The following is a 15,040-nucleotide window of genomic DNA, read 5'->3' on the forward strand; positions in this document are numbered from 1 at the left end:
GCTTCACTCTAAAGTTCGCGAGCCTCGGCCAACCCCCGCATGAACGCGCAGCAGCGCTCGATCTGATCGAGCGAGACGTACTCGTCCGGCTGATGCGCCTGCGCGATATGGCCCGGCCCGCACACGACGGTTGGAATGCCCGAGCGCTGGAAAATTCCCGCCTCCGTGCCGAAGGCCACCAGCGTCGTGCGCGGCTCGCCGGCGAGCCGGTGCGCGAGCTTCGTCACGGCGTCGTCCTCGGAGCCGAGGAAGCTCGGCACTTCGCAGATCGTCTCGAAACTGAAGCCGCTCTCGCGCGCCACTTCCTTCATCGCCGGCTCGAGCGAGCGGGCATACGCCACCACCCGCTCCTGCATCGCGCGCGCATCGGCCGTGGGCAGGTCGCGAAATTCGTAGCGGAACTCGGCGTCGCGCGGCACCACGTTGTCGGCGATGCCGCCGTGGAACTGCCCCACGCTCGAGGTGGAAAACGGCACGTCGAACCCTTCGTAGCGCGGCTCGTCGCGTTCGAACCCTTCGGCCATGCCGCGAACGAAAGTGACAACCCGAGCGGCCATCTCGATCGCATTCACCGACTTCGGCGTGAGCGACGAATGCGCCTCCTTGCCGCGCACACAGCAGCGGTAGCGGTTCACCCCCTTGTGCGCGATGGCGGGCACCATGCCGGTCGGCTCGCCGACGATGCATGCCACCGGGCGGGTGCCGGCTTCGCGCATGTCGGCGATGAGCCCGCGCACGCCGAAGGCGCCCACTTCCTCGTCGTAGCTGAAGGCGAAGTGGACCGCGAACGGCGCCTTGCTCTCGAGAAACAGCGGCGCATGCGCGAGCGCGGCGGCGATGAACGACTTCATGTCGGCCGAGCCCCGGCCATAAAGGCGCCCGTCGCGCACGGCCCCCGACAGCGGCTCGAGCGTCCAGTCCTGCCCGTCCCAAGGCACCGTGTCGGTGTGGCCGGAGAGGATCACTCCCGCGGGCTTGCCTTCGCCGAGCGTCGCGAACAGGTTGGCCTTGGCCCTTGCGTCGTCCCAGGTGAGGCGGCTTGCCACGCCCAGTCGGGCCAATTCGTCGCGCACGAAATGGATCAGCGCCAGGTTCGAGTGATGGCTCACGGTGTCGAGTCGCACAAGCGACTGCGCGATTTCGAGCGTACGGGCAGAAAGGGCCGTCATTTCGACAAGGATTGTCCCTCATGCGCGACTGCGCGTGCGCGGCTAGACTGGACGTTTCCCGCAGGACCCGCAAGATGAAGCTTCTGGACACCATCGTCACCCAGGCCGCCAGCCTCGCCGCGCTGCGCCGGGACATCCACGCGCACCCGGAACTCTGCTTCGAGGAAGTGCGTACCGCCGACCTCGTGGCTGCCCGGCTCACCGAATGGGGCATCCCCATCCACCGCGGCCTCGGCAAGACGGGCGTGGTGGGCATCCTCAAGAACGGCACCAGTTCGCGCGCGGTGGGTCTCAGGGCCGACATGGACGCCCTGCCCATCCAGGAATTCAACAAGTTCGAGCATGCGAGCCGGCACGCGGGCAAGATGCACGCCTGCGGCCACGACGGCCACACGGCGATGCTGCTCGCGGCGGCCCAGCACTTCGCCAAGCACCGCAACTTCGACGGCACCGTTTACCTCATCTTCCAGCCGGCCGAGGAAGGCGGCGGCGGCGCGCGCGAAATGATCCGCGAAGGCCTCTTCGAGCGCTTTCCGATGGAAGCGGTGTTCGGCATGCACAACTGGCCGGGCGCGCAGGTCGGGCGCTTCGCGGTCGCTCCAGGTCCCGTGATGGCCTCGACCAGCGAATTCCGCATCGTGATCCGCGGCAAGGGCAGCCACGCCGCGATGCCGCAAAACGGCATCGATCCCGTGCCGATCGCCTGCGAGATGGTGCAGGCCTTCCAGACCATCGTGAGCCGCAACAAGAAGCCGATCGACGCGGGCGTCGTTTCGGTGACGATGATCCACGCCGGCGAGGCGACCAACGTCGTGCCCGACAGCTGCGAGCTGCAAGGCACGGTGCGCACCTTCACGACCGAAGTGCTCGACCTGATCGAGCGGCGCATGAAGCACATCGCCGAGCACGTCTCGGCCGCTCACGAGGCGCGGTGTGAGTTCGAGTTCGTGCGCAACTACCCGCCCACCGTCAACTCCGCCGCCGAAGCGGAATTCGCCCGGAAGGTGATGGCGTCCATCGTCGGCGAGGAGAACGTGGACGTGCAGGAGCCCACGATGGGCGCCGAGGACTTCGCGTACATGCTGCAGGTGAAGCCGGGCGCGTACTGCTTTATCGCCAATGGCGACGGTGCGCACCGCGACGCGGGCCACGGCATGGGCCCGTGCATGCTGCACAACCCGAGCTACGACTTCAACGACGACCTGATCCCGCTCGGAGCGACCTACTGGGTGAAACTCGCGGAGGCCTGGCTCGCGCGGGACCCCGCATGAAGGGCCCTTTCTCCGAAAGCTACGCCGAAGCGCGCGACAAGTTCCTCGACGCCTGCGCGGCCGCGGGTCTTGCGGCCGAGTCGCTCGTGCATCCGCAAAAGGGCCGCGATGGCGAGACGCTCGCCATGGACGTCGTGCGCGACGGCCACCCGAACGCCGCTCGCCTTCTCATCCTCACGAGCGGCTGCCACGGCGTGGAAGGCTATTGCGGCAGCGGCATCCAGATCGCGGCGCTGCGCGATGCGGCGTGGCGCGAGCGCTCGCGCGAGCGCGGCGTCGCCGTGCTCTACGTGCACGCGCTCAATCCGTACGGCTTCTCGCACATCCGCCGCGTGACGCACGAGAACGTCGACCTCAACCGCAACTTCCACGACTTCTCGCGGCCGCTGCCGGCCAACGAGGGGTATCGGGAACTGCACGATCTGCTGCTGCCGCCGACGTGGCCGCCGGATGCGGCCAACCAGCAGGCAATCGGCACGATACTCGCGCAGCGCGGCGAGGCCGCGCTGCAGGCGGTCATCACGCGCGGCCAGCACGAGTTCGAGGACGGCATGTTCTTCGGCGGCACGTCGCCCACCTGGAGCAACAGGACGTTTCGCGAAGTGCTGCGCGCGCACGGACACCGCGCCGCGCGCATCGCGTGGATCGACTTCCACACGGGGCTCGGTCCGCCCGGCATCGGCGAACGCATTCTTGCCACGCGCAACGACGAAGCGGCGCTCGCGCGCGCTCGCGCCTGGTGGGATACGGAAAGCGCGAAGGTCACTTCGATCTACGACGGCTCGTCGACTTCGGCCTTCCTCACCGGGCTCATGTGCAGCGCGGTGTACGACGAATGCCCGCAGGCCGAGTACACGGGCCTCGCGCTCGAATACGGCACCGTGCCCGTGCTGCAGACGCTGGGAGCTTTGCGTGCCGAACACTGGCTGCACCTGCATCCGGAGGCGCCGCGCGAACTCGCGGCGCAGATAAAGCAGCAGATGATGCAAGCGTTCTACACGGATAGCGACGTGTGGCGCGAAGCCGTCCTCGCGCAGGGACGCGAAGCGATGGTGCAGGCGGTGGAAGGAATTTCGGCTTAGGGGACTTCGGTGGGGCGCCCTTCGGATCGCCCCGCCCTACGCCGAGAGCGGATTGCGCAGATACGCGATCTCGAGCAGCCCGTCGAAGATCAGGCTTTCCACCAGCTCGAAGTCGCCCACGAGATAGGGCGACATCTTCCACCCCGCGCCCCCCGTCATGAAGCACGCCGGCTCCTCGCCGCAGGACTTGCGCACGTGCTGCACCATGCGCTCGATCGCCCCCGCGATCGCATACGTGCCGCCGCTCGTGAGCGCGTCGCTCGTGTTCGTGGGAAATTCGCGCACCTCGCCCGTGGGCACGTGCAGCCCCGCCGTGCCCGATTCCAGCGCGCGCAGCATGATGCCGTGTCCGGGCAGGATGAGCCCGCCCAGGAAGCGCCCGTCGGCCGTCACGCCTTCCACGGTCACGGCCGTGCCGACCATCACGACCACCATCGGTTTCGCCGTTCCCCGAGCGAGCATGCGGTGGCGCGCACCGATCATCGCGACCCAGCGGTCCGCGCCGAGGCGCGTCGGATGGTCGTAGCCGTTCACGATGCCCGCTTCCGCCGCGCTCGACACCACCCAGTGCGCGGGGATGTCCCAGAGCTCTTCCATCTGCTCCTCGACGCGCCGCTTCACCGCGTCGGCCGCGACCGAGCAGCCCAGCATGCGCTGCGGCTTCGTGAGGCTCGTCCACGGGCCGTCCGAAAGGCGGTCGATGTTCTCGAGGAATTCGGCGCCATGCGCGAGCACCGCCGCGGCCGGACGCGCGGCTTCGTAGAGAGCCCACTTCAGCCGCGTGTTGCCGACGTCGATGGCCAGGAACGGCATGCGGGTATCGGCCTTCAGGAAGAGGCGTTCTTCAGCTCTTCGCCGAAAGCGCCGAGCTGCCTCGCGAACGCGGCGTCCTGCTCGGTGAGCTGGGCGCAATCCGCGATGGCCTGTTGCACGCGCCGCCCGAGGTCGCGATGCGCCTCGCGCGGCTCTTCGAGATTCAGCGCGGGGCCGCCTTCGCCCGCCGAAGAGGCGATGGCGGAAAGCCGCCCTTCCCACACCTTCCATTGCTGCGTGGCAAGCTGCTGCGCCGTCTGCGAGAGCGTGGCGTAGCGCGCCAGCGCGGCGTGGCCATGCTGGTGCACCTGCTGCGCGGCCGTGCTCACGCCGCGCAGCATCTTCAGGCGGTCCACCAGCATTTCGCAGCGGGCGGTGTCTTCCTTGATCTTCGCGAGCGCCTCCGCGTCGGTGCCCGCTTCGGCCTGGCGGGTCTTCAGCTGGTTGCGCATGTCCTGCAGCCAGCGCGCACCCTGATCGAGGATCTTCTCGATGCCGCGCCACTCCACTTCGAATTCCACGAGCATGCGCTCCATCGCGGCGGCCTCGGCGTGCTGGCGGCTCGCGAACCGCTGCACTTCGTCGCGCAGCGTGCGCGCGGCCTGCACGATGCGATCGAACTGGCCCGCGAACTCCACGCCCGCGGTCCTCGCCTTGCCGGTCGCCCGCGCGAGCCATCCCTTGGGCTGCAGCAGATCGAAATCGAGCTGCGGCAACGCTTCATCGAACTTCGCGAGCGCCGAGGCGAGCGCGCCGCAGTCACGGCTTTGTGCCTGCTGCCCGAGCTGCGCGGCGAGTTCGCGCAGCCGCCCGACGTGCGAGTCGCCGGCGCCCGTGGCCATCTGGTCCAGCCAGGCCGCCGAACTGGCCTGCGGCTTGGGCTTCATCTGCGCCAGCCTGGCCGGCGTCATCAGCGACGCGGTGCGTTCGGGGTCGTCGGTCATTCGGCAGCGACAGGCTCGGGGGTCGACATCCCGCCAATATAAACCTTCCGGCCTTAAATCGCCCCGAGCCAGCAGGCCCGCTGAATCGCCGCGAGCTTGTTGTCCACCTTCAGCTTGCTCATCGCATTGGCGAGGTGGTAGTTGACGGTGCGCTCCGTGCAGTTGAGGCTCTGCGCGCTCTCGCGCGCGGTGAGTCCCTGGAAGGCGAGCGTGAGGCATTCGCGCTCGCGCGGGCTCAGCGTCGAACGCGCGACCGAGATCGAACGCTTCACGACGGGCCAGATGTTGAGCGCCGACCACACGAGCGAGGCCGCCTCGGCCCGGTCGGTGAGCTCGCGCGGGCTGAACATGAAGCATTCGAACGCGCGGCCGGCGGGCAGCGTGAACTCCACCCGCACCACGGTCTGGAAGCCGTGCGCGAGCCAGAGCGTGCGCCAGCGGCTCGCGCTCAGCCGGTCGGACTTCGCGATGTACTGCCAGGCGACGAGCGGCGCATCGGAGTCGCGCCAGGGCGCGCCGAAGTCGCGGCTCTCGGCCAGCGCGAGCGCGGCGTCCGCGAGAACGGGCGGATGCACAGCGACGACCTGGCGGTCTTCGCTGGTGCCGAACGGGTCGGGGCCAAGCACGACGATCGCTTCGACCGAGAACTCGCGCAGCGCGCCGACCCAATCGGAAAGCAGCCCATCGAGGCTGACACTGTCAAAGTTAACAGGAACCCCCATGGGCTTGTCGAATCCTGCTGCGCGGGGCTGTGACAATATCACCGTTGGACTCTGCACAAATGAATGAGGACCTCGGGCGCGGGCTGGTATCGCCGCCGCCGCGCATGACCTACGACGCCGCCCGCGGGTGGCTGAGGACATGGACGTCCAACGAAGTGCTGCGGCCCCTCGTCGAGCCGATCTTGCATCCGTCGCGCTGGCGCATCCGCGCGCTCGGCCTCTCGACCACCGTGGGCCATCCGCTCTTCTGGGTGATCTGGGCGAAGTGGCTGCCGCAGCCTTACGAGAACCTCTCGCTTCGCATCGCGATGAGCGTGCTCGGCGCGTGCCTGCTGCTCTTTCCCGGCCTCACCGCCACGCCGCCGAGCCGGCTCGCCGCGGCCACTTTCACGCTCATCTTCTGGATCACGCTGCCGTGGTGCTTCGCGTGGATGTACTTCTGCAACGACGGCAACACCGTCTGGCTCGCGACGCTCGGCGCGATGTTCCTGATCTACTACCATCTGACCGATTGGCGCATCGCGTCCATCGGAAGCGTTACGGGCATCGCGGCCGCGTGGGTGATGTTCCGCGCGTTCGGCCCGCCCACGCCCGAGATGACCTTCGCGCAGGCCGCCACCAATTCGGTCGTGCTCGCATTCTGCTGGTTCATGGCGCTCGTGCTGGGGCTTTCCTCGTCCAACCTGCGGCGCGAGCAGCTCAATTACACGCTCGGCACGATGGGCATCATGGCACACGAGCTGCGCACGCCGCTCGCGACCATGCAGCTGATCGGCGAAGCGGTGCGCAACGAAGCGCCCTCGTGCCCGCCCGAGACCGCGCAGCGGCTCGAACTGCTCGCCGGCCGCGTGGGCAACCTCGTGCGCAACATGAACCACCAGATCGACATGCAGATCGCCAACGCGCGGCTCATGCACCTGGCCGGCAGCCCCGAAGTGATCACGGCCGGCGCGCTCTTGCGCGGCGCGGTGGCGGATTTCCCCTATCGCAGCTCGCGCGAACGCGACTGCGTCGTGCTGCGAATCCACCAGGACTTCCGCTTCCGCGGCTCGCGGCAGCTCTTCTCGCAGATGGTGGACAACCTCATGAAGAACGCTCTGCGTTCGCTCGCCGCGGGCGGCACGGCGCCGCGGCCGGGCGACCTGCTGATCGAAGCCGGCATCGTCGGCCACCGCGGACGCATCGTCTTCACCGACAACGGCATCGGCATGACCGAGGACCTGCAGGCACGCATTTTCCAGCCCTTCTTCTCCACCGACCGCGGGACGGGCCACGGCCTGGGGCTCGCCTTCTGCCAGCGGGTGGTGCACGGTGCGCGCGGTTCGATCCGCGTCAAGTCGGCTCCTTTCCAGGGCGCCATCTTCACTGTCGAACTGCCGCTGGCGGACTGAATGACGTTTCCCCTGTTCCACCGGCCCGGCACCATCGTCTTCCTCGACGACGACCCCGACTACCTCGAAATGCTGGCACTCGTGCTGCCGCGCCATTGGCACGTGAAGCTGTTCCTGCGGCCGGCCGAGTGCATCCACTACCTGCAGCAGGAGCCGCCGTTCTGGGAAGCGGATGCGTGGAACCAGCAGCAGATCGTGGAGCAATGGCGCTCGGGCAAGCCGCTCATCCCGCAGGTGCTCGCCTACTGGTCCAAATACACCGAGCGCTTCGCCCTCACGCGCGTGTGCGTGGTGGATTTCTCGATGCCCGGCATGGACGGACTGCAGGTGCTCGCCGAACTCGGCGACTGGCCCGGCTCGCGCGTGCTGCTCACGGGCCAGGCCGACGAGCAGGTCGCCGTGCGCGCCTTCAATCGCGGACTCATCGACCAGTTCATCCCCAAGCAGACGCCCGACATCTCCAAGCGCCTCGTCGAATCGGTCGAACACCTCCTTGCCACGCCGCATTCGCGCCACGCGCAGACGTGGCGCGCCACGCTGACGCCCGACCAGGGCGCGCTCCTGCGCCAGCCTTCCGTCGCGCGCGACCTCGCCGCATTCGCCGCGAAGCGCTGGACCGAGCACGTGCTGATCGGCGAGCCGTTCGGCGTGCTCGGCATGGATGCCGCGGGCCAGGTGAGCTGGCTGCAGCTCGAGACGCCCGCGGGGCTTGGCGCGCTCGCGGAAGTCGCCGATGTGGAAGGCATGCCGCCCGCCACGCTGGAAGGCATCCGCCAGGGGCGCGTGCTCGCGGACATCGAGTTGAGGCAGACGCTCGGCGCGAAGACGGCGCCGGAGGTCCTGCCCGCGTTTCGCCTCGGCGACGAAGGCCAGCTCCTCGGCGCGGCGTTTGCGGTGCCCACCGAGCATGCTCCCGACGTCGGCAACAGCTACGCCGGCTGGCTCGCGCGCCAGGACAGGCGCCGCGTGGAAGACTGACGTTTCGGCCCGCGCGGCGGAATCGGCCCGCGCGAGCTTCGCGAACGTCACTGTCTCGCGCGCTGCCTTCGCGCGATCGGCCAGTCCCACGGCCTCACGACCGGCGCGATCTCGCGCGCGACAACTTCCACGTGCGACATCTCCGCATCGGTGAGCGCCGAATTCAGCGTGAGGCGCACCATCGAGCGATTGCGCGCGGTCGCCGGCGCGCAGAACACCGCCCCGAACACGCCGCGCGACTCCAGCGCATCGCGCAGGGCGAGGGTGTCGGTTTCCGGCCCGGCCTCGAGCGAGATGATCTGCTCGGTGCCCTGATGAATCGGAAAGCCGAGCTCCGTGAGGGAGCCGCGCAGGCGCGACGTGTTCTCGCGCAGCTTGGCCCGCGCCTCGTCGCTTTCACGCAGCACCTCGAGCGTCGCGTGCAGTCCGGCGATCTCGTGCGGCAGCAGGCACGAGCTGAAGATGCTCGGGAAGCTGTGGCACATGAGGTAGGGACGCAATTCGTTGGGCAGGGTGAAGAATCCCGCGCGGCCCGCGAACGCCTTCGCGAGGCTGGCGGTGATGAAGTGCACGCGATGCGTGAGCCCGAGTTCGGCGACGAGGCCGCGGCCCTCCGGGCCGTGCGTGCCGAGCGAATGCGATTCGTCCACGAGGATCATCGAGCCGTGGCGTTCCGCGACTTCCACGATCGCTTCGAGCGGACACATCGCGCCCGTGGTGCTGTAGACGGAGTCGACGATCACGAGTCCCGGGCCGTGCTTCGCCGCGACGCGATCGAGGTGGTCCGGGTCGTTGTGGCGAAACGCGTGCGCCACCGCGCCGGCCGCGCGCACGCCCTCCCAGAGCGACATGTGCGCGAGACTGTCGACGTAGACCGGCGTCTGGGGATCGGCGATGACCTGGATCAGGCCCAGGTTCGCCGTATAGCCGGACTGGCAGAGCAAGCCGCCTTCCTTGCCGATCCAGTCGCAAAGCGCCTTCTCGAAACGCGAAGCGGGGCTGCCCTCGAGCTGGAACACGCCCGACTGCACGACGAATTCCTGGTTGCGCTTGAGCGCATCGAGCTGCGCCTGCACGATGCGCGCGTGGCCGGTGACGCCCAGATAGTCGTTGCCGTCCAGGCGCACGGCATCCGGCCCCGCCGCCCGGCCGTGCGTGACGAATTTTCCGCCCCACTCGTTTTCCCAGCGGGCGCGAAACTGCGACTCGATGCGCCGCCTGAGGTGCGGCAACAAGCGCGGTTCGCAACCCGCCGAAGGCAAAGCCTGGGCAGGGAATGGGGACTGAAGGGGACGATCGGCAACGACGGCTTCCATGAAAAACTCCTGGCGAGTCCCCCATTGAAGAGTCTCGGCAAGTCCCTTGCGCGGCTTCCCCTGTCAACCTTGACAGGGGGACCTTGTGATCTGCCGCAAATGCAAGTATTAGCCCCGAGGCTTTCATACGAAAGTCTTCGGTGCTACGGACGGTTGCCGGGTCGGCCAGCCGGCCGAAGGGCCGGCCGGGCCGGTCGGGTCCCGGCGCCGGTCAGGTCAGCCGGCCGTGACAGTGCTTGTATTTCTTGCCGCTGCCGCAGGGGCACGGGTCGTTGCGTCCCACTCGCGCCATGGTGCCGACGGCCGCCGAGGCGGCCGCGGCCAGCGGCGTCTGCTGCAGCCGAGCGGTCGCCTCGTCGAGTTTCGACTCGACTTCGCCGGTCTCGGTCGGCGCGATGTAGGTGACGTTGGAGATCTGCTCGGCGCGCTCTTCCATGTCCTCGGCCGCCTGCTCGAGCTGCTCGCTCGACTGAATCTTCACCGTCATGAGAATGCGCGTCACTTCGTTCTTCACGGCGTCGAGCATCTGGCCGAAGAGTTCGAACGCTTCGCGCTTGTACTCCTGCTTCGGCTGCTTCTGCGCGTAGCCGCGCAGGTGGATGCCCTGGCGCAGGTAGTCGAGCGCGGCAAGGTGCTCGCGCCAGTGCGAGTCGAGCGTCTGCAAGAGCACGATGCGCTCGAACTGAGTGAAGTTCTGCTCGCCGATCTCGGCGACCTTCAGTGCGAATGCCTGATGCGCGGCGGCCACGACCCGCTCGACGATGTCCTCGTCGGTGATGGCGCTCGACTCCTCCACGAGCTGCTTCAGCGGCAGCTCGATGCCCCAGTCTTCCTGCAGCGCCTTCTCGAGGCCGGGGACGTCCCACTGTTCTTCAACGGACTCCGGCGGCACGTACTGCCGCACGAGATCGGTGAAGCAGCCTTCGCGCAGCGACGCGATCTGCGCGGAGAGATCGCCCGCATCGAGGATGTCGTTGCGCTGCTGGTAGATCACCTTGCGCTGGTCGTTGGCGACGTCGTCGTACTCGAGCAGCTGCTTGCGCATGTCGAAGTTGCGGCCCTCGACCTTCCTTTGCGCGCTCTCGATGCTGCGCGTCACGATGCCCGCTTCGATGGCCTCGCCGTCGGGCATCTTCAGCCGCTCCATGATCGCCTTCACGCGCTCGCCCGCGAAGATGCGCATGAGCGGATCGTCGAGCGAGAGGTAGAAGCGCGAAGAGCCCGGGTCGCCCTGGCGCCCCGAGCGGCCGCGCAGCTGGTTGTCGATGCGGCGCGACTCGTGGCGCTCGGTCGCGATGATGCGCAGGCCCCCCTGCGCCACGACGAATTCGTGATCCTCCGCCCACGCGGCGCGCATCTGCGCGATCTTCTTTTGCTTCGCGTAGGAGTCGAGCGCGTCGTCCGCCTCGACCATCTCGACCGCCTTCTCGACATTGCCGCCCAGCACGATGTCGGTGCCGCGGCCGGCCATGTTGGTCGCGATCGTGATCATCTTCGAGTGGCCGGCCTGCGCCACGATCTCGGCCTCGCGCGCGTGCTGCTTGGCGTTGAGCACCTGGTGCGGCAGGTTCTCTTTTTGCAGCAGCTGCGAGATGAGCTCGGAATTCTCGATCGAGGTCGTGCCCACCAGCACGGGCTGGCCGCGCTCGTGGCATTCCTTGATGTCCTGGATCGCGGCTTCGTACTTTTCGCGCGTGGTTTTGTAAACGCGGTCGAGCTGGTCGTCGCGGCGGCTCGGCTTGTTCGGCGGGATCACGACGGTTTCCAGGCCGTAGATCTCCTGGAATTCGTACGCTTCCGTATCCGCCGTGCCCGTCATGCCCGCGAGCTTGCCGTAGAGGCGGAAGTAGTTCTGGAACGTGATCGAGGCGAGCGTCTGGTTTTCCGGCTGGATCGCTACGCCTTCCTTGGCTTCCACGGCCTGGTGCAGGCCATCGCTCCAGCGGCGTCCGGTCATGAGGCGGCCCGTGAACTCATCGACGATGATGATCTCGCCTTCCTGCACGACGTAGTGCTGGTCGCGGTGGAACAGGTGGTTCGCCCGCAGCGCCGCGTTCAGGTGATGCAGCAAGGAGATGTTGGCCGGGTCGTAGAGCGATGCGCCTTCGGGGATCAGGCCGAGGTTGGAGAGCACGCGCTCGGCCTTCTCGTGGCCTTGTTCGGTCATGAAGACCTGATGCGACTTCTCGTCGACCGTGAAGTCGCCGGGCTTCACGACGCCTTCGCCCGTCACCGGGTTCGCTTCGCCTTCCTGCCGGGTGAGCAGGGGCACGACCCGGTTCATCGCGACGTAGAGGTCCGTGTGGTCCTCGGCCTGGCCGCTGATGATGAGCGGGGTGCGCGCCTCGTCGATCAGGATCGAGTCCACCTCGTCCACGATCGCGTAGTTGAGGCGCCGCTGCACGCGGTCGGCCGGCTCGTACACCATGTTGTCGCGCAGGTAGTCGAAGCCGAATTCGTTGTTGGTGCCGTAGGTGACGTCGGCGTTGTAGGCGGCCTGCTTGTCCTCGCGCGGCATCTGCGGCAGGTTGACGCCCACCGACAGGCCGAGGAAGTTGTAGAGCTTGCCCATCCACTGCGCGTCGCGCTGCGCGAGGTAGTCGTTCACCGTCACCACGTGCACGCCCCGGCCTTCGAGCGCGTTCAGGTACACCGGAAGCGTCGCGGTGAGCGTCTTGCCTTCGCCCGTTCCCATCTCGGAAATCTTGCCCTGGTGCAGCGAGATGCCGCCCATCAGCTGCACGTCGAAGTGGCGCATCTTCATCACGCGCTTGGACGCTTCGCGCACGGTCGCGAAGGCTTCGGGCAGCAAGGCATCCAGCGTTTCGCCCTTTTGCAGCCGTTCGCGGAATTCCTGCGTGCGCGCCCGCAACTGGTCGTCGGCGAGCTGCTCCAGCTGCGGCTCCAGCGCGTTGATTTTCTCGACGACGCGCCGGTACTGCTTGAGCAGGCGGTCGTTGCGGGAGCCGAAGATCTTGGTGAGGATGTTGTTGGCCATGAACGCGGTTCTGCCCTGCGGCTCCATCGGGGACCCGCAGGGCAGCGCAATCCTTCGTTGTGCAGGATGTAAGGGCCGCCCGCGGGCAATGCAACCCGCCGGCGCCGGGAAACTGCGGATTTTACCTGTGTGACACCGGCTGAAGGGTGACAGCCGGTCGAGACGGGGTGCGCGGCTGCGCCTCGGCGACCGCCGGCAGGTCATGCCCCGCGTCCAGGAACTTCTGCGGGTCCTGCGGCACGCCCTGCACCAGCACCTCGAAATGCAGGTGCGGGCCGGTCGAGCGCCCGGTGGTGCCGACATCCGCGATGTGCTGGCCGCGCTTCACGATGTCGCCCTTTTTCACCCAGAAGCGCGAGGTATGGGCGTAGCGCGTGATGAGGTTGTTGCCGTGGTCGATCTCGACCATGTTGCCGTAGGCGGGATGTGCCTCTGCAGTGACCACCACGCCCCCCGCCGCGGCGAGGATCGGCGTGCCCGGCTCGGCCTGGAAGTCGAGCCCCGTGTGCAAGGCGGAGCGCCCGGTGAACGGATCGATGCGCCAGCCGAAGGCGGAGCCGAGGTGCGCGTTCGCGACGGGCTGCTGGGTGGGCACCATCATCTGCTTGATCTTCTGGTCGAACAGGCGCGACTCCATCACCGTCATCAGGTCCACGCGCTGGTCGGTGATCTGGTCGAGGTCCTCGAGCGTGTGCTTGAGCTCCTGCATCGACAGCGGCCTGCCTTCGACCAGCGCGCCGCCGCGACCGGGAGGCGCCTTGATGTCGTTCGGGTTCATGCCCGCGAGACCCGAAACGCGTTCGCCGAGCGCCTCGAGCTGCACGAGCTTCGCCTGCATCTCGCCCACCTTGCGCGCCATGGCGTCGAGGTTTTCGCGCATGAAGCGGTCGCGCTGCTCGAATTCGTCCTTCACGACCAGCTTCAGCATGCTGCCCACAATGGGCCAGCCCTCGCGCGCGCCCTTCAGGAACACCCAGTGGTAAAGGCCCGCGGCCATGAGCATGAGCACGAGCGACAGCCCGACGAGCGCGAGCACCAGCTTCGTTCCGCTCAGGTGCACCGCGCGGCTCTTGGCGAGCCAGGCATCCGTGATAATGAAATGCACTGCCGTTTCCCCTCACTCAGTCGTTGCGACGTCTTGCGCGCCCATGAACCATCCCACGCATCGCCCCATCGCCCCATGAGTCGCCGAACTCATGCCGTGTCCGTGCACGAGGCCGCCAGCGAAGCGCCGACTCTCGCGCGGCTCGCGCAGCTCGCGCGCGAGTCGGCCGATCGGCTCGCGGCCGTGGAACAGCTGATCCCTCCTGCGTTGCGCGCCTGCGTGCGACCGGGTCCTATCGAGGGGACCACCTGGTGCCTGCTGGTCGACGGCAACGCCGCGGCAGCCAAGCTGAGGCAGATGATTCCTGCCCTGCAGCGCCAGCTCGGCAGCCGGGGTTGGCAGGTTACCTCAATTCGCCTGCGGGTAGGAAGAGGGTGAAAGTACGAGTTTCCCGACCGCGGTGGCTGACTTCGCGTCTTCCATGTCCCCGCGGTACTCCAGCTTTCCGCGAACGCGGGCGCGCGGATGGATGTCCATCACCTCGTCGTAGCTCGCGTCGCCCAGGAGCGTGGCGGTGCCCGTGATCTCGAGCGCCTTGCGCGCGATCACCGCGCCGCGCACCCGCCCCTCGATGTAGATGTAGTCGGCTTCGAGCCGCGTGTTCTCGACGACGCCCGTCACCCCCACATGGATCGTGCCGCCCTGGGCGAACATCACGTTGCCTTCGAGCTTGCCGTCGATCTTGATGCCCAGGTCGACCTGCGCCTGGAAGTGCCCCGTGAAGGCGGCCCCTTCGGCGATCAGGCTGGAAATGGACGTGAGCCGCTCGAGCGGCAGGAGGCGCGGCCGGGTTGGCTCGGCTTCTGGCGTCATGGATTTTTCTCCTTCTTGATGATCGGACTGCGCGGTGCGAGCAGCAGCGTGATGCCGGGCTCGGCCGGCTCCGTTGACGGCGTCGGGCGCGCCATCGGCGCTGTCCCGAGTGCGCGGCTGAGATGCAGCGGTGGATTCGCCGGTGCTTCCCCCGGCAGGAGCGAATAGGACCCTGCGGGCTCCAGGCGAACCTGCGGGCCGAGTGCGAGGCACAACATCACCGGCACGCCCCATCGTGTGCACGCCCAGGCCGTCCAGCGCCAGGCCAGTCTGCGGCGCCGCACGGTGTGGTCGCGGCGCCAGCTCGCGCTGAGAGCGGCCCGTCGCAATTCCTCGCTGGTGGGCAGCGACGGCACGGGATCACGAGTTCCTTTCGTCGCCCGCGCCGCCCGCGCCGCCCGAGCCGCCCGAGCCGCCCGAGCCGCCCGAGCCGCCCGA

At 67.8% G+C, this 15,040-nt stretch carries 14 protein-coding genes; 5 read left to right on the forward strand and 9 right to left on the reverse strand.

The window, feature by feature from the left end; translation table 11 throughout:
- Positions 1-8: 8 nt before the first annotated feature.
- Positions 9-1,169 carry an acetylornithine deacetylase gene (gene argE, locus VHA82_RS00710; protein WP_325539231.1) on the reverse strand — a complete coding sequence of 387 codons (1,161 nt, stop codon included), beginning with the start codon at positions 1,167-1,169 and terminating at the stop codon, positions 9-11.
- A gap of 74 nt (positions 1,170-1,243) precedes the next feature.
- On the opposite strand from argE, the gene VHA82_RS00715 reads away from it, so the two are divergent.
- Both VHA82_RS00715 and VHA82_RS00720 read left to right on the forward strand, forming a co-directional pair.
- Entirely contained in the window at positions 1,244-2,440 is a 1,197-nt protein-coding gene (locus VHA82_RS00715) for a M20 aminoacylase family protein (protein WP_325539234.1), read from the forward strand.
- Positions 2,437-3,522, forward strand: coding sequence for a M14 family metallopeptidase (locus tag VHA82_RS00720; RefSeq protein ID WP_325539236.1), 1,086 nt, complete (start codon positions 2,437-2,439; stop codon positions 3,520-3,522). The genes VHA82_RS00715 and VHA82_RS00720 overlap by 4 nt, the downstream gene beginning before the upstream one ends.
- Before the next feature lie 36 nt (positions 3,523-3,558).
- Here VHA82_RS00720 and VHA82_RS00725 read toward each other — a convergent pair whose 3' ends face one another.
- From VHA82_RS00725 to VHA82_RS00735, 3 genes are read right to left on the reverse strand one after another with little or no spacing between them, the layout of a single operon-like run.
- A complete protein-coding gene (locus VHA82_RS00725) occupies positions 3,559-4,335 on the reverse strand; it encodes a type III pantothenate kinase (protein WP_325539238.1) in 777 nt (258 codons plus the stop codon).
- A gap of 14 nt (positions 4,336-4,349) precedes the next feature.
- Complete coding sequence (locus VHA82_RS00730; protein ID WP_325539240.1) at positions 4,350-5,279, reverse strand: hypothetical protein; 930 nt, start codon at positions 5,277-5,279, stop codon at positions 4,350-4,352.
- A gap of 53 nt (positions 5,280-5,332) precedes the next feature.
- Positions 5,333-6,001: a helix-turn-helix transcriptional regulator gene (locus VHA82_RS00735; RefSeq protein WP_325539242.1), complete on the reverse strand. Its 669-nt coding sequence runs from the start codon at positions 5,999-6,001 to the stop codon at positions 5,333-5,335.
- Positions 6,002-6,060: 59 nt separating this feature from the next.
- Between VHA82_RS00735 and VHA82_RS00740 the strand changes: the two genes are divergently transcribed.
- Positions 6,061-7,392, forward strand: a complete 1,332-nt coding sequence (locus VHA82_RS00740) for a HAMP domain-containing sensor histidine kinase (protein ID WP_325539244.1) — start codon at positions 6,061-6,063, stop codon at positions 7,390-7,392.
- Positions 7,393-8,370: a response regulator gene (locus VHA82_RS00745; RefSeq protein WP_325539246.1), complete on the forward strand. Its 978-nt coding sequence runs from the start codon at positions 7,393-7,395 to the stop codon at positions 8,368-8,370.
- A 47-nt stretch (positions 8,371-8,417) separates the two neighbouring features.
- Here the strand turns inward: VHA82_RS00745 and cqsA are convergent, their stop codons facing one another.
- The 3 genes from cqsA to VHA82_RS00760 form a co-directional block, all read right to left on the reverse strand.
- Complete coding sequence (gene cqsA, locus VHA82_RS00750; protein ID WP_325539248.1) at positions 8,418-9,686, reverse strand: alpha-hydroxyketone-type quorum-sensing autoinducer synthase; 1,269 nt, start codon at positions 9,684-9,686, stop codon at positions 8,418-8,420.
- Between the two features lie 211 nt (positions 9,687-9,897).
- Positions 9,898-12,684, reverse strand: coding sequence for a preprotein translocase subunit SecA (gene secA, locus VHA82_RS00755; RefSeq protein ID WP_325539250.1), 2,787 nt, complete (start codon positions 12,682-12,684; stop codon positions 9,898-9,900).
- A 121-nt stretch (positions 12,685-12,805) separates the two neighbouring features.
- The gene (locus VHA82_RS00760; protein WP_325539252.1) at positions 12,806-13,789 is read right to left on the reverse strand and encodes a M23 family metallopeptidase; all 984 of its coding nucleotides are present in this window, start codon (positions 13,787-13,789) and stop codon (positions 12,806-12,808) included.
- 75 nt (positions 13,790-13,864) lie between these two features.
- On the opposite strand from VHA82_RS00760, the gene VHA82_RS00765 reads away from it, so the two are divergent.
- Positions 13,865-14,167, forward strand: a complete 303-nt coding sequence (locus VHA82_RS00765; protein WP_325539254.1) for a DciA family protein — start codon at positions 13,865-13,867, stop codon at positions 14,165-14,167.
- Here the strand turns inward: VHA82_RS00765 and VHA82_RS00770 are convergent.
- Together VHA82_RS00770 and VHA82_RS00775 are read right to left on the reverse strand one after the other, a co-directional pair.
- Positions 14,138-14,602, reverse strand: a complete 465-nt coding sequence (locus tag VHA82_RS00770; protein ID WP_325539256.1) for a polymer-forming cytoskeletal protein — start codon at positions 14,600-14,602, stop codon at positions 14,138-14,140. The two genes, VHA82_RS00765 and VHA82_RS00770, sit on opposite strands and share 30 nt — an antisense overlap.
- Positions 14,599-14,958, reverse strand: a complete 360-nt coding sequence (locus VHA82_RS00775) for a hypothetical protein (RefSeq protein WP_325539258.1) — start codon at positions 14,956-14,958, stop codon at positions 14,599-14,601. The genes VHA82_RS00770 and VHA82_RS00775 overlap by 4 nt, the downstream gene beginning before the upstream one ends.
- Positions 14,959-15,040 lie beyond the last annotated feature (82 nt).

Origin of the sequence: Ramlibacter sp. (assembly GCF_035548915.1) — a bacterium.
GTDB lineage: Bacteria > Pseudomonadota > Gammaproteobacteria > Burkholderiales > Burkholderiaceae_C > Ramlibacter.